This is a genomic window from Bradyrhizobium sp. UFLA05-112 (assembly GCF_053572325.1).
In genome coordinates, this window is sequence record NZ_JBANBK010000024.1 from 50586 (window position 1) to 73735 (window position 23150).

At 57.3% G+C, this 23150-nt stretch carries 17 protein-coding genes and 1 pseudogene; 6 read left to right on the top strand and 12 right to left on the bottom strand.

Translation table 11 applies throughout. The features are described 5' to 3' along the window. Positions 1-282 precede the first annotated feature (282 nt). Positions 283-1608: an MFS transporter gene (locus tag SO180_RS16325; RefSeq protein ID WP_449379855.1), complete on the bottom strand. Its 1326-nt coding sequence runs from the start codon at positions 1606-1608 to the stop codon at positions 283-285. Positions 1609-2431: 823 nt separating this feature from the next. Here SO180_RS16325 and araD1 point away from each other — a divergent pair. The 5 genes from araD1 to SO180_RS16350 all read left to right on the top strand — a co-directional run bounded on the left by araD1 (position 2432) and on the right by SO180_RS16350 (position 9243). Next, positions 2432-3439, top strand: a complete 1008-nt coding sequence (gene araD1 / locus SO180_RS16330; protein ID WP_449379856.1) for an AraD1 family protein — start codon at positions 2432-2434, stop codon at positions 3437-3439. A gap of 65 nt (positions 3440-3504) precedes the next feature. After that, positions 3505-4860, top strand: a complete 1356-nt coding sequence (locus SO180_RS16335) for an aminotransferase-like domain-containing protein (protein WP_449379857.1) — start codon at positions 3505-3507, stop codon at positions 4858-4860. 781 nt (positions 4861-5641) lie between these two features. After that, positions 5642-6844 carry a CaiB/BaiF CoA transferase family protein gene (locus SO180_RS16340; protein WP_449379858.1) on the top strand — a complete coding sequence of 401 codons (1203 nt, stop codon included), beginning with the start codon at positions 5642-5644 and terminating at the stop codon, positions 6842-6844. A 194-nt stretch (positions 6845-7038) separates the two neighbouring features. Beyond that, positions 7039-7821: an enoyl-CoA hydratase-related protein gene (locus SO180_RS16345; RefSeq protein ID WP_449379859.1), complete on the top strand. Its 783-nt coding sequence runs from the start codon at positions 7039-7041 to the stop codon at positions 7819-7821. 810 nt (positions 7822-8631) lie between these two features. Further along, the gene (locus SO180_RS16350; protein WP_449379860.1) at positions 8632-9243 is read left to right on the top strand and encodes a hypothetical protein; all 612 of its coding nucleotides are present in this window, start codon (positions 8632-8634) and stop codon (positions 9241-9243) included. A gap of 11 nt (positions 9244-9254) precedes the next feature. Here the strand turns inward: SO180_RS16350 and SO180_RS16355 are convergent, their stop codons facing one another. From SO180_RS16355 to SO180_RS16400, 10 genes are all read right to left on the bottom strand, one after another. Further along, positions 9255-11030 (bottom strand): phosphoenolpyruvate hydrolase family protein, encoded by a 1776-nt coding sequence (locus SO180_RS16355; protein WP_449379861.1) that lies wholly within the window; start codon positions 11028-11030, stop codon positions 9255-9257. A gap of 36 nt (positions 11031-11066) precedes the next feature. Further along, positions 11067-12179: an ABC transporter ATP-binding protein gene (locus SO180_RS16360; RefSeq protein WP_449379862.1), complete on the bottom strand. Its 1113-nt coding sequence runs from the start codon at positions 12177-12179 to the stop codon at positions 11067-11069. Continuing rightward, positions 12179-13006 carry an HAD-IIA family hydrolase gene (locus SO180_RS16365; RefSeq protein WP_449379863.1) on the bottom strand — a complete coding sequence of 276 codons (828 nt, stop codon included), beginning with the start codon at positions 13004-13006 and terminating at the stop codon, positions 12179-12181. Before SO180_RS16365 ends, SO180_RS16360 begins: the two co-directional genes overlap by 1 nt. After that, positions 12999-13769, bottom strand: coding sequence for an SDR family NAD(P)-dependent oxidoreductase (locus SO180_RS16370; RefSeq protein ID WP_449379864.1), 771 nt, complete (start codon positions 13767-13769; stop codon positions 12999-13001). The genes SO180_RS16365 and SO180_RS16370 overlap by 8 nt, the downstream gene beginning before the upstream one ends. Beyond that, positions 13766-14707, bottom strand: coding sequence for a ribokinase (locus tag SO180_RS16375; protein ID WP_449379865.1), 942 nt, complete (start codon positions 14705-14707; stop codon positions 13766-13768). The genes SO180_RS16370 and SO180_RS16375 overlap by 4 nt, the downstream gene beginning before the upstream one ends. After that, positions 14704-15564 (bottom strand): carbohydrate ABC transporter permease, encoded by an 861-nt coding sequence (locus tag SO180_RS16380; RefSeq protein WP_449379866.1) that lies wholly within the window; start codon positions 15562-15564, stop codon positions 14704-14706. The genes SO180_RS16375 and SO180_RS16380 overlap by 4 nt, the downstream gene beginning before the upstream one ends. Positions 15565-15575: 11 nt before the next feature. Continuing rightward, positions 15576-16538 carry a carbohydrate ABC transporter permease gene (locus tag SO180_RS16385; protein ID WP_449379867.1) on the bottom strand — a complete coding sequence of 321 codons (963 nt, stop codon included), beginning with the start codon at positions 16536-16538 and terminating at the stop codon, positions 15576-15578. Between the two features lie 60 nt (positions 16539-16598). Continuing rightward, positions 16599-17963 (bottom strand): ABC transporter substrate-binding protein, encoded by a 1365-nt coding sequence (locus tag SO180_RS16390; RefSeq protein ID WP_449379868.1) that lies wholly within the window; start codon positions 17961-17963, stop codon positions 16599-16601. A gap of 438 nt (positions 17964-18401) precedes the next feature. Then, positions 18402-19103, bottom strand: a complete 702-nt coding sequence (locus SO180_RS16395) for an HAD family hydrolase (protein WP_449379869.1) — start codon at positions 19101-19103, stop codon at positions 18402-18404. Positions 19104-19112: 9 nt separating this feature from the next. Beyond that, on the bottom strand, positions 19113-20702 hold the full coding sequence (locus SO180_RS16400; RefSeq protein WP_449379870.1) for an amidophosphoribosyltransferase: 1590 nt from the start codon (positions 20700-20702) through the stop codon (positions 19113-19115). A 393-nt stretch (positions 20703-21095) separates the two neighbouring features. Here SO180_RS16400 and SO180_RS16405 point away from each other — a divergent pair. Next, positions 21096-21443 (top strand): annotated as a pseudogene (locus tag SO180_RS16405) (transposase); the annotation flags it as partial. Here the strand turns inward: SO180_RS16405 and SO180_RS16410 are convergent. Then, a complete protein-coding gene (locus SO180_RS16410; RefSeq protein ID WP_449379871.1) occupies positions 21403-22830 on the bottom strand; it encodes an aspartate ammonia-lyase in 1428 nt (475 codons plus the stop codon). The pseudogene SO180_RS16405 and the gene SO180_RS16410 sit on opposite strands and share 41 nt — an antisense overlap. Positions 22831-23150: the final 320 nt, after the last annotated feature.

Genomic DNA, 23150 nt, shown 5'->3' on the forward strand with positions numbered 1-23150 from the left:
AATCGGAGAATCTCAGCGCTTTTGGATCGTCGGCCGTATTGATCGTGGTCCTCTGTCTGGCAACCGGTATTGCCGGCAAAAGTAGAGGTGTCGCGGTCTATTTTGACGGGCTTCGCCGAGCAGGCATCAAGCTTGGCTGGTTTGGCTCGAATGACCGCGAGCAAAAAAGGAGGAGGATCTATTCTGGGGGATCCTTCAACGGCGCGGCGCGCCGCCCTCGCCAGAACGGAGTGGGCGGCACTGACACGGCGGTGTCCCTGGGAGTTAGGCGGGCAGACCGAGCTAGTCGCCTATGTAGACGCAGCCTCTCTTCTTGGCGATCTGGTAGACGACAACGCTCAACAGCGCGATGAACGATCCGTAGATAGGGAACATCCAAGTCAGATTCTCGCGCTGCAACCATACGAGGAGATACGGCGTGGTACCGCCGAACAACGTGGCTCCGATTGCATAGCCGAGCGCGACGCCGGTAGTTCGCACGGTGCGCGGCATTAATGTTGTGGCTATGAAGTTGTACAGCGCCATGTTGCAGCCCACCATGGCTCCCCCGAGCAGCATAACAATTGAGTAGGTCAAAAGGCTCTGTTGCGAATAGAGCAATGTCAGGAAGAACGATGGGATGAGTAGCAGACGTATCATTATGAATGCGCGCGATGGCCGCACCTTGTCTGCAAAGGCGCCTATGGACGGTGAGAATATCATCCAGGAAAATCCCATAAGGGTCAGGATGCCGTACACCCAGGTGCTATTCTCCTTAAACACCCCATTGGCGATGTTGGGCAGACCGAAATTATACGTGTAGTTCGCAAGCTGCACGGAACCGACCACCAAAATAGCAGCGAGAAGCGACAACCGAACGCTCCAGAGCGTCTTCCATACGCCGCCGGTCGTTTCCTGAATGCGCGACATCTCATCCGCGCGGTGCATCGCGCGAGCGATCAAGGTTTCCGGGATGGCTTGGCGAAGAAAGATGATAAGCACACCAAGCACGCCACCAACCGCAAACGGCACACGCCAGGCCCACTCGCGCATGACCTCAGGAGCAACGGAAGCACTCACCAAAAATGCGACCAGGCTGGCTCCGATTGAGCCCAGCATGACGAATGTACCATTGATCAAACCAAGGTACCGGCCCTCCTGCCCCGGCGGGGCCAACTCGATCGCGATCGCGTTAGCGACGCCCGCCTCAGCGCCCGTGGCAAGACCTTGCGCGAGCCGAAGAAGAACCAGCACGACGGTGGCCAGGGTCCCGACGTCCTTGTGAGCCGGCAAGACCGAGATCAGCAGCGAGGACAAAGCCATTACCGTAACCGCGATCATCATGACGCGTTTGTGGCTGATGCGATCTGCAATTGGACCGAGCAAAGCCGCCCCCAACGGCCGCGCCACAAAACCCGCTCCGAACACCGCCAGTCCACCGAGCAGAGAGACGATTGGGTCATTGGAGGGAAAGAAGTGCGGCGAAAGAAACGCCGCCATGAAACCGTAGACTTGCCAGTCGTACCACTCAAGCGCGACGCCTCCGCCGAGGCCAATTGTCATTGACCTCGATGTAACTTGCTTGTCGGGGTGAACGAGTGCGATGGAGGGTTGTGCAGTTGTTTGCATGTGTCTGCTTCCGCTCGTTGCTGCAAATTCTTTAGGATTTCGGGGCGCGCGAGAGCGCGGGTCACTCATTGGCCGTAGCGAGCCCAGAGCAATAAGTGTGAATTCAGAAGACCCGCGATCTTGAGCAAGCCCAGCGAGATTTCGGGCGGCACCGGTGCGAACGGATGCCTAAGCGACCGCAGGCGGCAGCTCCGCCTTTCTTCATCAAGATATTTCAAGTGGCGGTTCGCGCATGCGAGCTGACGTCGAAGCCCGTTCGATCGAATCCCTCTGCTCCGTTGCGCAATCGCGGGCGCCGATACCATCGCTGCGACCGTCGAGTCGACCGGATAGAGGGATTGAATGCGAAATTTGCTGCCACTCAGCGTCATCCTGTAGGCCGCGAGGGTCTTCACGACAGACCAAGGCGAGCCGAGCGAGCGCGGGAAATTTGATTGGAGACGCCACGTCACGACGGGAGCGCTGACGCGTACTGCAGGCGCCACGAGGGCGCCAACTGCCTCAGTCGCGAATCCAGCAAGAACCTTGCGGCGATCCATTTCACCCCCGGAACATGGGCTGCATCTTTGCGCAGCGTCTCAATTATCTACGAAGATCAACATAGCGCTGCCGCAATGTCAATAATGACGCATTTCATTTATATATTAGGCTATCTCAATATTCCTAAAGCACCCCTGAAGAGTGCTGTAAGTTCACGAGGCGATGCCATAAACCCCTACAAAATCTGCAGAATTTTCGAGAATTGACCTACATCTGGCTACAGATTGACCTATCCCATTTGGGATGACAATCTGACTTGCCGCAATTGGCGGCTCGCTCTGAAATGGAATTGAACCCCGTGCGACTGATCCAATTTGTATCTGCCGACGGTTGCCGCCATGTTGCAGCTCTCGCAGCCGGCAATTCGGACCCCGTTTTAGTGAAGAACGCGGCTAGCGTGCGCGACTTGGCGTTAGAGGCCGCACGCCTGCGACTTTCGCTCGCCGAGTGCATCGAGACCTATGGTTTCGGGGAGCAGGTCGACTACGATGCGATCGTCAGCGAGAAGCGGCTGCTGCTGCCTCTCGATCACCCGGACCCCTCCCGGTGCATGATCGCCGTCACGGGCCTTACGCATCTCGGTAGCGCCGAGTCGCGAGACGCCATGCATGCGAAGTTGGCCGCAGCCGACCTGTCGGATTCGATGCGGATGTTCAAGCTCGGTGTGGACGGCGGAAAGCCGCCGCCCGGAGCGCTCGGTGTCCAGCCGGAATGGGCCTATAAAGGCGACGGCTCCTGGGCGGTCGCCCCCGAACAACCGCTCACATTACCTTCCTACGCTGAAGATGGGGGCGACGAAGCCGAAGTTGTCGGACTCTATGTGATCGGCGAACAAGGTGAGGTCCTACGGGTGGGCTTCAGCCTTGGCAATGAGTATTCAGATCACGTGATGGAGCAGAGGAATTACTTGTACCTCGCTCATTCAAAGCTGCGGCAGTGCTCCTACGGCCCTGAGCTGCTCATGGGCGATCTTCCGGACGAAGTCTTTGGAACGATCCGCGTTCTGAGGGCCAGATCGCCTATTTGGTCCGGGAATTTTATTTCCGGCGAGAGCAACATGTCTCACTCCATCGCCAACCTCGAGCACCATCACTTCAAGTACCGCGCTTTTCGGCGTCCCGGGGACATCCACATCTATTTTTTCGGAGCAAGCAATTTAAGCTTTTCGGCCGGCGTCCGGCTACAGGGCGGCGACACGTTCGAAATCGAGTCTCCGACCTTCGGGCGGCCGCTGCGCAACCCCCTCGCTGCGGATGCGCAACAGGAAATCGTCAGGGTGCTGCCATTGTAAGTTGGAATCAGCTACGCCAAAGATTGGCATAGCGATCTATGGGCAATTTGAGATAAGCAATTAAAATGCAAAAATGGCATCCTCACCTGCGGGCGGGCAACGCTCCGCTCTTTCTCCGGCTACTCGAAGCTGTCGAGCGGGACATCGCAGCAGGAGTTCTTGCCGCCGGAACGAGGCTACCGACCCAGCGTGATTTGGCTGAAGATATTGGCCTCAGTGTCGGCACGGTGATCAAGGCCTATGCGGAGGGTCAGCGGCGAGGGCTGCTTGTCGGACACGTTGGTCGGGGGACGTTTGTCGCATCACAGCGCCCAAGCTCTGCGGCTGGCGGGAAGGTCGTTGATCTAAGCCTCAACATTCCGGGCCCATCATTACTGCCCAAGGTGCTCGCCGAGAGCTCATCAACGTTCCCGACGGCCGATATTTCCGATTACGTGGGATACCTGTCCCACTCGGGTGTTTCAGAACACCGGGAGCAACTCGCCAACCTATTTCGCGAAACAGGTTTCGATGCCAATCCGAACAACCTTGTCATTACCAACGGAGCACAGCACGGGATATCGCTGACACTCAGTTCGATCTGCCAGCCTGGGGACAAAGTCTTTGTCGAAGCCGGCACCTATCATGGTATGAAGTCGTTCGCGCATTTCGCAAAGCTCGAGCTTATTGGACTGCCGATGGACGGTGAAGGATTGCTTCCCGGGCCTTTCGACAAAGCGGCCGCTAGCGGGACAGCGCGGGTGCTTTTCGCCATTCCTACCATACAGAGCCCGACGGCGAGGATCATGAGTGCGGCGCGCCGCCGCGAGATCGTGCGGATCGCACGGAAGCGCGACATCCTGATCATTGAAGATGACGCCTATGGGTTTCTTGACGAGGCGAGCGAGCCACTCGCCTCGTTGGCGCCGGAGCGAACCTTCTATGTCAACACCCTATCGAAGTGCTTGGCCCCGGGTTTGCGTATCGGCATGCTCGTCGTACCCGAGCCGTACCTTGCGCAGATTCATCAAGCGATGCGCGCAACCTGCTGGATGGCCTCGCCAATCTCGTCCTTCATTGTGTCGGAATGGATCCGGACCGGAACGGCCGCCCGTGTGAAGCAGTCTCTGGTCCAGGAGGCGAAGAAGCGCGTGAAGCTCGCCTCCCAAATACTCAGGCCGCACATACGTCCAGACCACCCGGCAAGCTTTCATGTCTGGCTGGACCTGCCAAGCGACACTGCACAGCAGGTGGCAGCCCGTTCATTGCAGCGCGGCGTTATTACAACGCCTCCTTCGGCTCTCCTGGTTGAGCCCTCCTTGATCTCGGGGCTGAGGATCTCGATCGGCGTTCCCGAAAACATCGAAGATCTCGAATGGGCGCTCCGTCAGGTCGCAGCCGCATTAGAGGTCGGAAACGAAGCAAGTATGTCAATCATCTGAGTTGTGCGAAGGGACTTACCTCGCGCGCTCTCAACGAGACGCCACTGAGGCCCGGTGTGCCGCTTTGTTCGTTCCAGATCCCAAGGGTCTCTGGATCACGTTTAAACGCATGCCGCTCGATTCAATTTCGCCACGTCGGTCAATCGAATCTTGTTCGAGGCACGGCCTGGACATCAATCCTCAAATTTCGATCGGGATAGTTGCCGGTGGACCTGGACAAAGATGATTGAGCGGAACGCGAAGCATCGTAGCGCTTGCAGCGGCATCAGAAAGACGGCGAAGAGCAGACTCAACGTCGCCACGCCGAATACCCTGAAGGTCAGCCAGCTAGTCGGCTTCGTTTCCTCGCCCTCCTCGCTTATGCGAAAACACCCAGACGCCGTGACGCTGAAAGAGGTCTCAGAGGATTCACAACGACCAATGGCGACGGTGAACGCGATATTTATCCCGGCCAAGAGCCTAGTGCTCAGCTGGCTCTAGCATCCGTTATTCGAAAAACTTTCGCCCCCGAGCGCCGTCCCGCTCTGATCGGTTGCACGCCCCCGGCCCTCTCCGGCGGCCACAGCTAACTTCCGCTTAGCTGCTCAATGTCGCAAACCGCCGCTCCAAACTTCGATGATCAAGCTGCCTCCGCCTCAGGTGCCCATCGCAAGAACGCGCTATTGGGATATATCAATCTGATATTGAGATAGTATAATGTTGACGTAGGCTAAGGGCCGAGATAGCGTTTGGGCCAAGTCAAATGGGAGCGGGCTCTCCTACAGCGTGAGAAAGGCCTGACGTGATCGATCAATCTACTGCCTCCGACAGCGGGGGCGCCCTTCACGGCCTGGTGGTCCTGGAAGTCGGCATGGTCATGCAGGTGCCGCTTGCCGGACAGGTGTTGGGGGATCTCGGCGCAGACGTCATCAAGATCGAGCGACCGCAGGGTGACATCACACGCGGTCTCGATTTTGAAGCTACCCGCCTTGGCGGGATGAGTGCCTATTACGCGGCGATGGGCAGGAACAAGAGAACGCTCGCCCTGGATTTGAAGAACCCCGCCGCTTTGGAGATCCTCCTGACGCTGGTCGGTCGCGCCGATGTGTTAATGCATAATTTCCGGCCCGGCGTCATGGAACGGCTGGGTCTTGGTTATGGCGATCTCAGCGCGCGCAATCCTCGTCTTATCTATGGCGCAGGCTTCGGTTTCGGGGAAGCTGGTCCTCTTGCAGATCGGCCGGGTCAGGACATGCTAGCGCAGGCGTTTAGCGGCCTGGCACGGGGCGGACTGCAAGAGCGCCAGCCTCCGCAGCTGACCAACTCTCCTATTGTCGATTATGGCGCGGCCATGTCGCTCGTCCAAGGCATCCTCGCGGCCGTGATCGAGCGGCAGAAATCAGGCCGCGGACAAATGGTGTCGACGTCTTTGTTCGACGTTTCACTTGCGATGCAGCTGTGCGAGATCGCCAGTGAGAGCATCTATGGCGTGAAAACCAACTGGATACGCCAGGCGATGCTCGTCAGGACTGCTGACGGCTGGGTTGCCGTCGTGATGCTATTTCGCGACAATCCTCTTGGTTTGTTATGCCAGGCGCTCAACCTACCGGACATAAGTGCGCGTCCCGAACTCGCCACGCGTGAAAAGCAGATCGAAAATCTGGCCACGATCCAACATCATTGTGAGCCCGCCTTTGCGCACTTGACGACTGAGGAAGTGCTCGCACGCTTAGCAGCCGTAGACCTGCTTTGCTCACCTGTGAATGAAATTCCGGAGGCGATCAGCCATCCTCAGGCAAGTCAGAACGGCATCATGTGGCAGGTCGAAGTGCCCGGGCGCGGACCGGTGCCGCTCGCCGGGCTGCCGGTCCGACTCTCCCGAACCCCTCCGGCCGTGCGCATTCACCCGGCGACTGTTGGCGCGGCCACCAACGAGGTTCTGTCGTCCTTTGGCTTCTCGGAGCACGCGATCCAGGAGGCAAGAAGCAGAAAGGCTTTCGGCTAGGTCCGCCAAAAACTTTGATCGATGCCCACCTACGTCGTCCGTAGTCGAGAGGACACGCCGGCCTTGTCCTGATTGCTCGGGAGCATGGATGAAATCGAGAGGCGCTCTGGGTCCCCGGGGCTGGGGGCAAGTCACGCTATCCAAGCTAAGGTCAAGTTCTGGGTTTTCTCCCAGCTATTCTGGAGATTTCTTTCGTGATTCCAAAATCCGAACTTGTACTGTGCACCTCCCCGCTCGCGCACGTCCGTCTCTTGGCGATGAACAGGCGGGCGAAGCGAAACGCACTCAGCAATGAGCTGATCGCGGCGCTCGCGTCGGCCTTGCGGGAAGCCATTTCAGATGAGGACGTCCGCTGCATCGTCCTTTGCGGGACCGACGCGTACTTTTCTGCCGGCGCGGATATCAAGGAAATGCAGCTGCGTGGCTTCGAGGCCATTAACAATCCTGTCCGGCGCAACGATTGGCGCGACATCACGAACTGTCAGAAGCCGATTGTTGCTGCCGTAGAAGGGGTGTGCTTTGGAGGTGGTCACGAACTTGCGATGCTCGCCGATATCGTCGTCGCAGGCGAAGGCGCGCTCTTTGGGCAACCTGAAATCAACATTGGAGTTCTGCCCGGTGACGGCGGGACCCAACGGTTGACGCGTGTGGCGGGCAAGTCCCTGGCGATGCTGATGATCCTTAGCGGCCAGTCTATTTCGGCTCGTACAGCGTTGCAGGCGGGGTTAATCGCCGAAGTCGTCGAAACCGGTCATGCACAGGCGCGAGCCCTCGAAATCGCGGACATGATCGCTCACAAGCCGCCTCGTTCGGCGGAGCTTGCCAAGGCTGCAGTTTTAGCCGCCTTTCAAATGCCCCTCGATGCCGGCGTCGAATTCGAACGTCAAGCGATCCGGGTTGCTTTCACCACCTCTGATCAGCAGGAGGGAATGAACGCCTTCTTTGAGAAGCGGCCACCAAAGTACCAAGGCAGATAAGATCCTTTGCGTGATTCTGGCCTTGCGACGAGCAGGACCAGAAGCGAGCCGCGTGGAGAGCACCTCGTTCCTTGTGGGTGCCGAGTTTCGACAAGCTGCGATAGATGAGACGGGTCGTCGTTGCCCCCTCGTGCCGTGGCGACAGCTAGTCGAAGCCTTCGTCGCGCCCTGCCCCCCCTTGAGAAATCTCGAGCGGCACCGGCGATCGAGTCCGGGCGTCTGCGGAGGGATGCACGGCGAAAGCCACAAACGCAAGGGCGTAAGATGCCTGCGACGTCCTTGTAACGCTCGCGCGCGGTCGCGCTGCCAACGAAGCTCCCGGACGGCTAAAAAGATGCCGCTGCCGGAGCTTCTCCAACAGCGGCTCAAGTCAAGGGAGGAGGCAGACAACCGGTCTGCCAGCGGGCACGTTTGGCGCTGCGAAGCGCGCCGCAGGCCTTTGACCCGGTTTGTCTACGTTGGGCTCTTCCCAGAACAGCGCCGGAAAGCGGTATCTCGGCCTGGGGCAGATGAGGAAAAGGCTTCGTTCCGGCGGATTGCCTGTCACGAGCTATCGGACTGAAACATGCTGTGCGCGATCCCCTGCCCCGCGCTTAGCCCCGAGCCCTCAGTGGCATCGCAATACACAATTGAGCTATTCAAAGTTAGCAACGGCTTCAACAAGCTTCTCATCCTGGACCTCTGCCCCAGTGCACCCAGTCAATAGAATCCTTCTCCGCAGAACGCTCTGAATACCAGGTGATCTAGACCGGGCTGAAACCGCGTATAAGATCGGTGCAACGTCCAAACGGGTAATATTGGGTAGAAGCCGTGAAAGCGCCCCCTATTGGCAAAGTTGCGACCCGCCTGTCGGCCGCACCAAAACGCGCGACCGTGGAAATCTATGCACCGTCTTTGCGAAGCCTTCCGCAAGGCTCCATGCTCGTCATGGCCACCTTGCCCGTCATTGACTGGAATGACTGCCTTTTTCGAGACTTGCGCGCACTGCGGAGGACATACGCTCCTGTCTATGCGGCAATCATCATGATCGATCCCTTCGCGTGCTGGGAGGATGTTGCCGAGTTGTTGAACGAAGCCGGGATGACGGGGGTGATAAACTTCCCACCTGCATCCCTTCTTGAGCGGTCGACCGACGGCGTGCCGGTTGACACCGGACAGGAGCTCGAACTTCGGCGAATGGAATGGTTTGCGAGCCTGGGATTCAAGATCTTGTTCGCCGCCGGCAACGATTCTCAGATCACAACGGCAGAGAGGCAACTTGGCTCGCATCTCGACGGCATCATCTATTTACCGGAGGAAGCTCTCAACCTGACGATTGACGAAGAGATGGAGCTGGCAAGCCTTAGTCCGCGGAAATCGACAGTCCCCACGTTCGCGCTCGTCGACGGGTCGAGCTCGAAGCGCAAAGTGCAAAAAACCTAAGCGCCACGAGGTTATTCCAGGATCCGCAGCTTCTTCATCTTATTGTACAGGGTTTTTCTTGAAAGCCCGAGAGACCTGGCTGTCTTTCCGCGGTGAAGCTTGTTTCGTTTCAACCCTTCGATGATCCATTCGCGCTCAGAGAATGCCGATGTGGGCTTAGCGGGGGACGCTGCGTTCAACAAGGGTTTGAGCACCTCTGCGATTATATGCGTGTCTTTCAGAGCGACAAGTTGGTTGACGATCTGGCGCAATTCCCTCAAGTTTCCGGGCCAATGATGGTCCGCTAGCGCCAAGAATGCAGACTTTTCTATTGCCAGCGTTTGCGCGTTCGCGTCTCCCTTGGCCTCAACCGTGAAATGCTGAATGAGTTGCGGAAGGTCCTCCAGCCGGTTTGATAGCGCGGGTAGCCCTATATCGAGCCCAACAAAGAAGGCAAGGAGGCGGGGACATAGAACACTTTCCAAACCGGCTGCCCGAGCCACTGTGGCGGTTGCGATGATCCGGGCGTTTGACCTTGCAGCGGATACGCCGTTCAGCGGCGTGAAGCTTCCCGTCTCGAGATAGTCGGCGAGCCGCTCTTGCCCATCCTTCGGGAGCTGATCGACATGCATCAGCAAGAGCGAAGAATCGCTTGCGGCTTCCAGGAGCGATAGTTGGCGTCTCCTGTTCTCGTCGCCCTCGGCGCCGAAGAGCGTGCCGACCATATCGATGGCCGGACCGGGGCGGCAATGAAACAGCGCCGGCTTCGTGTGCTTCCGATCGCTAAAGGCATGAACGAGGCTGGCTATTCGTCGTTTGCCTGACCCCGCCTCGCCCCAAACGAGCACGGGATTGGGATTGCTGGCCAAGCGCCTTGCAGTCTCGAGCACGCGTTTCATGATTGAGGACTGCGCGATGACGCCGTGCCTGAATCCGCTCAATTGAAGCTGGCGCTCAAGGAGATCGACCTTTTCCCGTAGTAAGTGAATGGTCTTAAAGCCCGACGTCACCTCAAGGACCGACATTTCAAGCGGGACGCGGTCGAGCGACGAGCCGCCGATGAAGCCTTGGACGCCCGTTTCGCGGCAGATATCCAAAAGTTCGTCGGGCTTGGTTATTGGCCCACCACCAAGCAGGCAAATCACGTTTCTGTCGATGGACTGAGCCGCACGCGCAACAGCGCTCGTTCGCGCGGCAAGCTCCGACAGACTGATCAGGGGCTCGGACCCGCTTTCCACGCCGCGGTTGAGATTGAAGTTGATGCAGATAGCTCCAGTGCCGGCGTCAACCATTCGTTTTACTTCGGATTGGGTCCGCGTATAGCCAATCGTCATCAGGCCGCGTTCTGAGGCCTTCACCAGGAACGCAATTTCTCGCGCATAGCCAAGACCGGATTTTTCAAGCAGTGACCTTCTGTAGTCATCAATGTGGATGATGGAAGGGAAGTTGGTGACTCCGGAAAAGCCCCACCTGATGATGCGATCGAGAAAGCGGTCGATATCGAGCTGCGGGTTGAAGGTACAGGCCCCGAAAAAGACCGGCAATTTTGTCGAGGGCAGGATTTCGGTACGGCCGAAGCCAGCCACGAATTCATTGGTATCGCGAATTGGAAGAATTGATGCAGGCGAAGAGCCACCCATAGCGCGAAAACGGCCAGCATTAAGAGCAAGCACGAAATCCGCGCCCGCGCGTTCGGCAGCGCGCGCAGTCATGCCCGATCCGATTGCCGCGCCAAGCACAAACGAACGGGAGTTTCGGAAGAACTGCCTGATCCCGCCGCTTTTTACGTAGTCCGTCCGCATGTGCATACCGGCCCCGCCTCCTGCACGGCAGGCTTTCGAAAACTAGCTCCAATTTGCCGGCGCATGCAAGCGTCGGAGTGCTTTTCCGTTCGTCATGAAGAGATGGCAGTCCGCTGGCGAAGCCGCAAGACGAACCTTGCCAACCCCATTCGGCGGCTCGGGCTTCGGCGCCTTTGCAACCACGGCTGCCTTGCCAGCACTTCCGTAGATGTAGGTGACACTTCCAAGATGCTCTACGAGATCGACGTCGAGCTCAATTGCGACCTCCCTCTCCTCCGCCGCGAATGGAGAGAAATCGTCCGGACGAATTCCGAGCGTGATCGGTTTTCCGACGAGCAACTGATCCGGTTGGACGGGGACGGAGACCGTGGCGCCTGCATCGAGCTTGACGTCCATGCCCGCCTTGTGAGCTGCCTCGATGTGGCCGTCGAGAAAATTCATCTTGGGCGAGCCAATAAATCCGGCCACAAACCGGGATGCCGGGTTGTGATAGACATCGTGCGGGGTGCCTACTTGCTCGATATTGCCATCCTTGAGCACCACGATCTTGTCGGCCATGGTCATGGCCTCGACCTGGTCGTGCGTCACATAGATCATGGTGTTTCCAAGCTGCTTGTGGAGCTTGGCGATCTGGACCCGCATCTGCACCCGCAATTCCGTATCCAGGTTTGAAAGAGGTTCATCGAACAGGAACACCTTGGGTTCGCGCACAATGGCGCGCCCAATCGCCACGCGCTGCCGCTGTCCGCCAGAGAGCTGCCGAGGCTTGCGATCCAACAGATGATCGATTTGCAACAGCGATGCCGTCTCAGCGACCCTGCTATCGATCCCGGCTCTCGCCACTTTGGCCATACGCAGAGGGAAGGCCAGATTCTCACGCACGGTCATGTGCGGATAAAGCGCATAGCTCTGAAACACCATGCCGAGGTTACGGTCGGCCGCATCAACGTCGTTGACGACCTCGTTATCAATCAAGAGCCGCCCGCCGCTGATGCGCTCCAGCCCTCCGATCATCCGCAGCAGCGTCGACTTGCCCGACCCCGATGGTCCGACAAACACGACGAATTCGCCATGATCGATGGTCAGGTCGATATTTTGCAATATCTGGATGGTCCCGTAGGCTTTATTGACCCCTTCCAAACGGACGTCAGCCATCAGGCTCTCCTCTGTCGCGGGCTTCCTGCCGGCGCCGGCCTCACCTCAATCTCCGCAAGGCAAGAAACGATGAAATCGGGCGGCGCCAGGAACGCATCCTCCCGGGGCGGCACCCCGGTCGTGACCAGCACGGTCGGAAGGCCCGCGCGCCTGCCTGCCTGAATATCGGTCGGAATCTGGTCACCGATCATCAATGTGGTATTGCGCGGGGTTCCAAGACGCGAAAGTGCTGTCTCGATCATATGCGGCTCGGGCTTGCCGACGATGACAGGCTCAACTTTCGTAACTGCGGCCACCGCGGTGATCATAGCTCCTGCCCCCGGCTCGAATCCGTCTGAGGTCGGCAAGAGCAGATCGGGATTTGTTCCAATGAACTCCGCTCCGTTCAGGATCGCCTCCACCGCAATCCGCAGCTTCTCATGTGTGATCTGGCGGTCCAGCCCCATGACCACCGCTTCCGCCGCTCGATCGGTGACCTCGAGCCCCACATCTCTGACAGCCTTGACGAGCGATGGCGCGCCGATGACGAATACCCGGTTGAGGTCCCGGTATTTCGCGCGGACGAGCTCGGCCGCAGTGATGGCGCTGGTAACGACGTCCTTGGGTGCAATAACAAGCCCGAAGCCGGCCAGTTTGCGGACGACATCTTCCGGCGTGTGGGTCGAATTGTTCGTGACAAAGCAGAATGGCAATCCGGCCGCCTGCCACTGTCCAAATGCCTGGATAGCATCGGCTATCGCAGCGTTCCCGCGATAAACGACCCCATCGAGATCCGAAATGATCGCTTCGACTGGCGGCCAGTCGATCTTAGAGCTACTGCTAGCCATTCATCAGCATCCCGCCGTTCACGTGAACGATCTGCCCGGTCATGTAGGAGGCCGCCGGACTCGCAAGGAAGACGGCAAGTCCAGCAATATCCTCCGGGACCCCCAGCCGTCCCAAGGGGATCCGGCCACTGTGGCGCGCTTCGGTTTCCTCTCGCGGACGCCCATGCATTGGCGTATCGATAATTCCCGGCGCAATTGCGTTCACATTGATTTTAAGGGGCGCGCATTCATAGGCGAGTAGTTTGGTCACGTCGTGGACGATCGCCTTCGACAAGCAATAATCTGCGCCGCCGGCCTGGTAGTTGAACACTGCCCCCTGCGAGGACAGTGAGGAGCCGACGTTGATGATGCGGCCGCCCCTGGCTTTCATGAAGCGGTCGATCGCCAGTTTTGAGCAGCGCAAAACAGCGACCGAGTTGACCTGGATAGTTCGCTCGATTTTCTCTGCATTGCCGTTCAGGAGCGGCTGGGCAGATTTGATACCGGCATTGTTCACCAGCACATCGAGTCGGCCAAAGCGTCTGGCAACCTCATCGAGAACCCTGGCGATATCGTCCTCACGCGAGACATCCATGGCCATCGGCAATGCGCCGTTGCCATAGGGCAAGCTTGCCAAAATGTCTTCGAGATTGTCCAGGTTAGCATCGGCGGCAAGGACGTTCGCCCCTCCCGCCCTAAATGCATTTACAATGGCCGAGCCGATGCCGCCCCCGGCCCCGGTGACGAGGACCGTTCTATCGGAAACTGAGAACCGTGTGGTCATTCCAACTCCAAGATCGTTTGGGATTTCAGAAACTCGTCAACCGCCTCTGCATTGGGCATGGAGTTTTGAGCGCCGCGCCGTGTCACACACAGGGCGGCGACAGCCAGCGCCTTCCTTACGGCTTCCCTTAGAGGCAACCGCTGGGCCAGTGATGCGGCGAATGCTCCGTTAAAGGCGTCTCCGGCCGCCGTTGTGTCGACGACCTTGACGGGAAAAGCCTGCAGAGCAAAAGAGCGCGTCGCGTCGGCATAATAGGCGCCCTGCGCCCCCAGAGTGATCAGCGCGGCGCTTGGCCCGAGATCAAGAAGCCGCAAAGCCGCGTATGCGGCACTGTCGAAGTCGTCGACCTCGATGCCCGTCAGTTCAAAAGCCTCCGTCTGGTTTGGTGTGACGAAATCGACGCTTCTCCACGCCGCCGATGAAAGCCCTGGCCTTACTGGCGCCGGGTTAAAGATGAGCTCGAAGCCTTTATCGCGCTTCAGCTCGAAGAGCCGGTTGAGCGCCGCGATCGGCATACCCATTTCGGCAACAACAATCGCATCGAGCTCGATGAATTCGGCCGCGCTCTCCACCATCTCCGGCCCCACGTTCAGATTGGCGCCAGGGTCTATGACGATCATGTTGGAGCCGTCATCACCGACCAGAACGAGGGCCGAACCGGAGACTTCTCCAGGACAGATCTTGATCGCGTCCGGGCGAACGCCAGCCTCACCCAATGACTGCAAGAGGGAATGACCGGCATCATCATCACCGAGACGTGTGTAGAAATGTGGCCGAAGGCCAAGTCGAGCGGCAGCGACAGCCTGGTTGGCGCCCTTCCCTCCGGGGTTGCGGGTGAGCGTACCCATCAGGCTTTCGCCCGGCGTTGGAAGGCGTTCGACGTTGAAGCTGAGATCCAGATTGGTCGTTCCGAAGAACATCAATGGCCTGGCACTCATTTTACAGCACCGAAGGTAAGGCCACGTTCGAGGTGGCGTTGGCCGATCACGATCAGAATGACGGGAATGATCATCGTCACGACCAGGCCTGCCGCCATAACAGGGTAGAATTGCACGCCCGGATTGAGCAATTTGAGAAGAGCGACCGTCACGGGCGCCTTGGTCGAGGAGAGGATCAGACCAAGGGCAAAGTTGTGCCAGGCGAGTAGGAAAATGAGCAGCGAGGCACCGATCAGGCCCGGTTTCAAGAGCGGCAGCACGATGTGCAGCACGATCCGGAAGGGCTTGGCACCATCCATGGCAGCCGCTTCCTCGATGTCCTTTGGGATATCTTCGATATAAGAGCGGCTCAGCCAGACGATCATTGGTAATGTGACGACCTGATAGACCCAGATCATACCGATATAGGTGTCATACAATCCGATCGTCTGGAAGACGCTGAAGAGAGGGATGACGACCAGGAGGACAGGGGCGAAACGGAATCCGAGAATGAAGAACGCAATGTCTTCCTTGAGCGGTATGTCCCGCCTCGCCAGGACGTAGCCGGCAGGCACTCCCACGAGCAGAGAGATGAAGACGGAGCCAAGCGCAATGATGACGCTGTTCGTAATCGGCGTGAGGAAATCGACCTTGATAGTGCCGTAGCTGGTCGCTCCTGCCTGCGCGACATCAAATAGGACGCGAAAGTTTTCCAATGTGGGCGAGAACAGGAAGCTTGGCGGCCAGGTCATGACCTCGGCCTGCTGCTTCAACGACATCATTACGATCCAAATAAGTGGAAAGGCCAGGATCAATGCGCAAATGCCGACGAGGATGTTCAATACCAGGTTTGTGGGCGTCGAGCGATTGAACCGCATGCGCTGCTTCCTCAGCTTACGCGCTGCCGAACAAAGCGCCACAGCTTGACCATGGCGAAAGTTCCGAACAGAACGATCATCCAGTTGACGACCATAAGGGCGGCACCACGCCCAAAGGCGAGATTTTGGAATGCGGTAATGTAGGCGCGCACCGAAAGTACCGAGGTGCTGTTGCCGGGCCCGCCTTGGGTTGTCCCGAATATGATGTCGAACTGATTGAGGGACTCGATCAGCCGAAACACTGCCGCGATCAGCATGTATGGAGCAATCAGCGGCAGCTCGATATGCAGGAAGGTTGCCCAACCCTTCGCACCATTGACGCGAGCGGCCTCCCTCACCTCCTCGTTGATCCCTTGAAGGCCAGCAAAGATGATCAACGCGAAGAACGGCGTATAAGTCCATACGTCGATCAGGATCAGGGAGGACATCGCTGTGCCGGGATCTGAAATCCATGCAAACCGGCCAATGCCGACGAGCGACAGCAAATAGTTCATGATCCCGTTTTGCGGGTCCATCATTGTCGTCCACATGAGCGCTACGCTCATCGGCGGCAGGACGAGCGGAAGTAGGATGACGGGCCGCATCACCCGCGCAAGGAAGACTTCAGTTGCGAACAGCTTGGCAAGTGCGAGACCGAAAGCCGCCTCCACAAGTACCGCCGATCCGGCGTAAACAATTGTCGTACGAACACTGTTCCAGAAATCCTCCGTCTTGATCAACGCTGCGTAATTGTTGAGCCCGACGAAGTGGACCAGCGGCCGACCGAACTTGAGGTCCGTTAGCGACTGAAAGACCCCGTAGAAGAACAGGAACAAAAAGCCGAGAAGTATAATGATGGCTGGAGCAATTGCGGCAAAGCTCCACCAATCAACACGCGGCTCCTCGGCACTCTTGACCTGCTTGTCCTTTGACGAGGCAAGTTGACTGGCCGAAGTCTGCAACGTCACGATTCCGTCGAATCCTCGAATGTCCATTTCACGAATCTCTAACATGTAAAGGGGCGACAATTGCGCCTGCCGCCCGCTTTGGCGCCTTCACATGGACGAGCGGATCTCGGAAGCAAGGTCGGCCAGCGTTGCCTTCACGTCAGCTCCATTGACCATCTTCTGCATGGCCACAGCCCAAGCATTCATTGCTTCGGCAAAGCCGACGCGGGCTGTAAAGGCGAGTTGCGCCCTGTCTTGCACGCTCTTGAACGTGTCGACGAAGTTGTTGAACTCAGGCTTTGCCGCATATTCGAGCCAGGCCTTGTCGGTCCAAGTGGAAGCGCGCGGAGAGTTGACGAGCTTGCCGGCAACAGCGCCGTTCAGCTCGACCTGTTTTGACGTTGCCCACTGGATGAACAGCCAGGCTGCACCCTTCTTCTGGGAAGCGGCGTTCATTGCAAGAGACCAGATCCAGATGTTGGATTCGAAGTTCTTGCTGTTCGGAGCATGCAGCGGGGGCGCGAATGCGATTTTGCCCGAGGCGGGCTTGCCGGCCACGTCGTTCCAGAAGCCGAACATATTGGAATCGATCGCCATCGCCGTTCGTCCGGAATTGATCCCATCGACCACCTGGTACCAGTTGTCGTTGGCAAAGGACGGAGCAGCGCACTTCTTGATCATGTCCACGTAGTCCTTGTGGAACTCGACCGACTCGGGCGAGTCTAGGCCGGTGTCTAGCTTGCCGTCCTTGACCGTAAAATCATGCACGCCGTAGGACCTGGCAATCGAGATGGCGGCCGTATGGATACTGCTCCAAAACCGCACACCACGAACGCCTAACGGTATAATCGCGGGGTCCGCAGCCTTCAGCTTCTCGCAAGCGGCGGACATCTGTGGCGGAGTCGTCGGAATCTTGATGCCGTACTTGTCGAGGACGTCCTTACGGTAGAACAGCTGAATATTCTCAAAGCCATGCGGGATGGCCCACACCTGGCCGCTTCCCGGCTCGATCTGACCTTCCTTCACTTTCCAGGTCAGCGCATCCCGCAGTGCAGGGAAGAAATCCTTGTAGTCATAGGTTGCCGCGGTGAGTTTCGGATCGTTCAGATAACGATCGAGCGGCTCGAGCAACTCGCCCGGCGCGAGATCCCAGGCGGGTTGAATCCCGGTACCCACGACGTCCCAGCTTGGCGATTTTGTGCTGAGTTGGATGGTCAGCTTATTCCAATAGGCATCGTCCGGATAAAGCTCCGGCGTCACTTTGATGCCCGTGAGCTTCTCGAATTCCGGCAACTGGGCCGCGACCGCGTCGGCATACGGATGGATGTCGTACGCCCAGACGATCGACGTACCTTCGAACTGGCGCCAGTTGATGTCGTCTGCCTTGGCTTGGGTCAACGCAATGGCCGCTCCGGCCAAGAGCGTGGTGCAGATGAGAGCTTTCTTGGCAAAATTGGCCGAACGGCCGCGCAAAGCGGCAAGCTTCCTTGGCATGTTTCCCTCCGATGGACTCTTTGGCCCGCAAACCACGCGCCCCTCCTCTTCCGAAAGGCCGCAGCATCGCGAAAGCTAGCCACCATTCTTTCGCCGCAAGCGGCTTTTCAAAACGGAGGTTGGGTAAGGTTGGGTAATCTGGGAGCGACTTGTGAATTACGCCTTCCCAACGAGCGGGTGTCCGTAGCGAAAGGCCTGCGGTAGAGCAGAGGGATTGTCTTCGGCCCGAATGGTCTAAGGACGCAAACTCAACTCCCCCCGCCGTTCGGCCGGCAGAGTTTGACAGGCCAAATCGTTACCCATTCGTGACCGCTATCAATAAACCAGAAACTCCCGAGGTTGATAGCGACACAGGTCTACAGGCGTCCAGCTTCGAGAGGCAGCCCTTCCCTCGCTCCGCTCTGGGGTGGCTCGCCATTAGTTTTCGGCGACCTTGATTTGTACATCGCGAAAAAAACCATGCCCCTGCAAGATCGGCAACAGCTCGTGATGGTTGTGAACGATGTAGTCCGGCTCCGCTGCCCGCAAGCGCGACTCGGAAACAAATCCGCCGGTAATGGCTATGCTTATGAGCCCAAGATCACGTGCAATATTCGCTTCGACGGGCATATCGCCAATGATGAAGGTTGCCGGCGGTTTCAAATCGTTCTCCTGCATGTACAGACGCAGTCGCTCCCCTTTGGTCATCGATTTGTACTGCGTGGCGCGGCTTTCGAAGGCGAGCACCTCGTCAATGTATTCATTGATACCAAGCCTTTGCATTTGCGAACGAAGCGGGTCGACGATATGGTTGCTCACTATGATAGACGAAGCCGCTTGCTCGCGTGCTATTTCCAACATTCTGCGCGCGCCCTCGCGCAAATTGGCGTTACTCGCAAGCGGTTCGTAGGCGTCGTGAAAAATTGCACTCCCGTCGCGATCCGTGGCCGCCACTTCCGATTCCGACATTCCCAAATTTCGATAAAGAATCGAAAGTGGAACGTCGCAATGCTCCCGAAACGTGTTCATATCGATCGTTGCGCGGCCAAAGCGTTCTAATATGGCATTAGTCGTTTGCAATAACGCGTCGGCATCGTCGAGCAGGGTGCCATTCCAGTCAAAGACGAGAGCAGGTTTCATGATCTGACCTCAAGCAGGGATCGATTCCGAATAGGGGAGATCGGCCATCAAATTGCGCAAGTTTGTATCTGCGCGCTTCTGCCCAGCTGGCGTTGGCATCTCGAACGTAAAAGGTGAAAGATCGATGCCGTCATACCCGCACGGTAACAAGGATACGAGAAGTGAGAAGGGCAGATAGGTTATATCTGTTGCGTTGATCGATACCGCAATTTTGCTCTCGATGACTTTGAGAACTTGCGGCTCGATATTGTGAAACTTAAGGCTTTTCTTCTTCTGTTCGGGCGATAATCCCTTCCATATTTGCCAGAATGCCAATTCATCTAGAGTCTCGATACCCATGCCGTAGTAATTTGGAGCCACTATCGGCGGCGAGCCGATCGCCCAATGCACACGTCTAGCGCCAGCGGCAAGGAGCAAATTTGTGACAGTCCGACTAGTGTCACCGCGAATGAGGGCTTCATCGGCAATTATTACCGTGCTTTCGGCCAGGTTCTTTGCCGAGGCGCGGTACTTTCGGGCAATACTGGACTTCCGCTCGCTAAGCACGCCGATCAGAGTTCGCTGAGAAAACTGAGTTTCGATGATCTCCCGACGCTGGGCGACGACACCTCGCGCGGCGAGAGCTGCAAACAGACCGTCAGCGTATGGCCCCCCGGTATTTGGCATGGAGGACACGATGATTGGCGCGGAGCCTGGTCCTGTTGAGACACGCTCGGCAATAAGTCCACCGAGGGCGCCCCCGATATTGTAACGAGTTTCGAAATGAGATTGGCCCTCGATCGACGTGTTCGGACTTCCCAAGTACAGCGTTTCGTAAGCGCAGAGCTTGGCGTTATGCCGCCTAGTGCTCACTAACCGATCAAAGCAACGCCCCATCTTCCCATCCACATACTTGATGTGGCCTGGCAAGACTTCATCCGTCTTGCCTTGTAGCCCGGCAAAAGCGCAATTTTCGGATGCAAAGAGCACGAACCCATCATTCGTGTGCATAGCCTCCAAAGGTCGCACACCACATCGATTACGGAAGGCAATGAGATTGCCCCCTCCGTCCAGACATAGCGCACTGATGGCGCCATCGACGCGCTCATCAATCTCACGAAAGATGTTTTCGTAATCGACGGGCAGATCGTGCCGCCAATAGTTGCGCTCGCAGGATCGTTCTATCAATTTGAGCAAGAGCTCAGCATCTGTGGTGATGCCTGAGGTATGCCCCTCCGCAAGCAACTCTTCCTTAAGTTCACGGGCATTGACCAACGCACCGTCCAAAGAAATCGTCAGGTGACGGGCGCTGGGCCCATCCTTGTGAACCGGCTGAAAGTCGCCATCACCGTTGCTGCTGCGGCGGAGACTACGAATATGCGCGATTGCAACATGGGGTCTGAAATTCTGATCCCGCTCATTGCACTCAGTCGGTGCCAATTTGGCGGTTGATTGCAAGGATCTTGCAAATCGAAGACCTTTCTCGTGCATGAAAGCTGCAACACCGAAACCCGCTTGTCCGCGAAGTGCAAGCTTCGGAACCATATCCTTGAGACGATCGTAAACCGTGACCTGTGAACTGCTTAAAGGCGGGAGAAAAGCGGCAGCAACACCGGACATACGAACACTCTCGCTAAACACTCCATGTCCTCAGGAAGCGCGAGTATTGAGCTAACGCTATATGGGGACATGGTTTTGACTTCTTTAAGCAAGCCTCGTACCAGAGCTCAACAGACTCTGTTCGAGCCATCCGATCAGATAAGATCGAGAAACATCGTCAATTTGGCTAGCGGCGATGATCTCGGCTCGTCGGAATCGCGGCACGGATGTCTGGAGAGCGACGCGTTCGTTCGAAAGTCGCCAAGCATTGGAGGTCAGTGCATTTCGTGGCGGGGCGCCGATGGCCAAACGATCTGCGCGCACATCAGGTTCGACCGCGCGACGAAATATTGCTCAGTGAAAGACACGAAGATCAAGGACGGATATTCTCTCACGGCATCATGCGGTGGTTAACCCGGCAAGGTCCATGACATCCGACTTGCCGGAAAGCTTCTGTCTCGTCTTAAATCCGGTTCACTCTTGCTTGCCGACCGTGGCTACGACGCCGACTGCATCAAAGAACTCGCCACGAGAAAAGGGACATGGGCTAATATCCCGCCGAAAATCAATCGCAGCAACCCGATCTGCTTCAGCCCTTATCTCTACCGAGCTCGCAACCAGGTCGAGTTGTTCCTCAACAGGATCAAACAATATCGGCGGGTAGCGACGCGCTACGACAGACTTGCCGCCAACTACCTTGCCTTCGTTCGACTCGCGTCGATCAGGCTATGGCTGCGCCTTCATGAGTCCTCTTCGTCTTAGTCGCTTCAATCGCAGCGCAGTACATGAGCGACTCCACGTCTTCGCGCCTCACTAGTCCACGTTCGATGGCGATCTCAAGAAAAGGTCGATGTTCATTGATCGCCGCTCTTACAGCCGCGGCGACACTGGCGTACCCGAACTCAGGTACCAGTGCTGTCGCTAGCGCACTCGACGCCAGCAAATTCTGCCGGGACCGCTCTTCATTTACCGTAAGCGAGCACACACACCGCTCGAGGAAGATCGTCGCCGAACGTTGAAGGAGGATGATGGACTCGATCAGGCGATCGCAAACCAGCATGTCGTAGCAATTGATCTCCAGCAGGCCGTGCTGGCAGGCCATCGCGATGGCAGCATCGTTCCCCAAGATCGCAAATGCTGCTTGGCAAACCGCTATAGGAATAACTGGGTTTACCTTGCCGGGCATAACCGAAGATCCAGCCTGGATCGCGGGCAAGGCAATTTCTCCGATAGCGCCGCCGGGACCCGACGAGAGCACAATGAGGTCATTTGCAATCTTCCAGAGGGAATTCGCTGAATTTCGAAGTTCGGCCGATAACCGCGCACACGCGTCTAAATTCTGCATCGCATCGAATGTATCGGTAGCTGGCTTGATTTCGTTACCAATCAAGGTCGACAAGTGTCGGAACACCGCCTGTTTGTAGCCAGGTTTAGAGTTAAGTCCGGTGCCAACTGCGGTACCACCGAGTGGAAGGACCAGGAGTTGGCGCCTCAACTCCTCCACTTGCTTCGCATGACGCTGTAGGACCGCCTCATATGCCCCGAATGTCTGACCGAACAACATCGGAACAGCATCCTGCAAACATGTGCGGCCAAGGCGCAAGATTTCGGAATACTCCTTCTTCTTTTCCGAGAAGGCAGCGGCCAATTGCATCAAGGCAAGCGAAGTACCTTGCGACACACGAAAGATCGCGAGCCTTATGGCCGTCGGAAGCACGTCGTTGGTGGATTGACCGAGATTGACGTGATCGTTTGGATGGATGAAGGAGTAGTCGCCAGCTGGTTTTCCGCTCAGCCGCGTGGCCACGTTTGCGACCACTTCATTAACATTCATGTTGGAGGATGTACCACCGGAGCCTTCGAGCACATCGACAATCAAGTGAGCATCGTGCTTTCCCAAGAGGATCTCCTGGCACGCTTTGATGATGGCTTCGGCTCGCTCCGCTGAAAGCGCGCCGATCTCTTGATTGGCTCGCGCCGCAGCTTCCTTAATCATCGCCATTGCTGGGACGAACTCAGGCAGCGTCGCGATGGTACGGCCCGTTAGCGGAAAATTTTCCACAGCCCGAAGTGTATTGATGCCGTAGAGTGCGTCCGCGGGCAGCTCTCTCTCACCGAGAAGGTCTTCTTCGATGCGTATCTGCCCCATGACGACAACGCTTTCGTTTTCTTCGAGTGGCTATCGATATCAATAATGTTCATCGCCCAAGCAATTTGCGCCACGGCAGCGATCGGACAAAGGTCAATTCGTAGAGCGGCTCCGGTGAGCACCGCATTGATGATGCTTCATCGAAACCGGCCATTGTGCTCGTCCAGACAAAATGCAAGCCTTGCCGTCTTCCCTTGCCTGACGACAGGGGACCAGCAACATCGAACAACTCCGGACAAATGGCGCATGCCGTCTGACAGCCTGCGGATCCTTGTCCGCCTTAGCGTCGCGAGTATAGCGGACTCCGCAATTTTGCGATG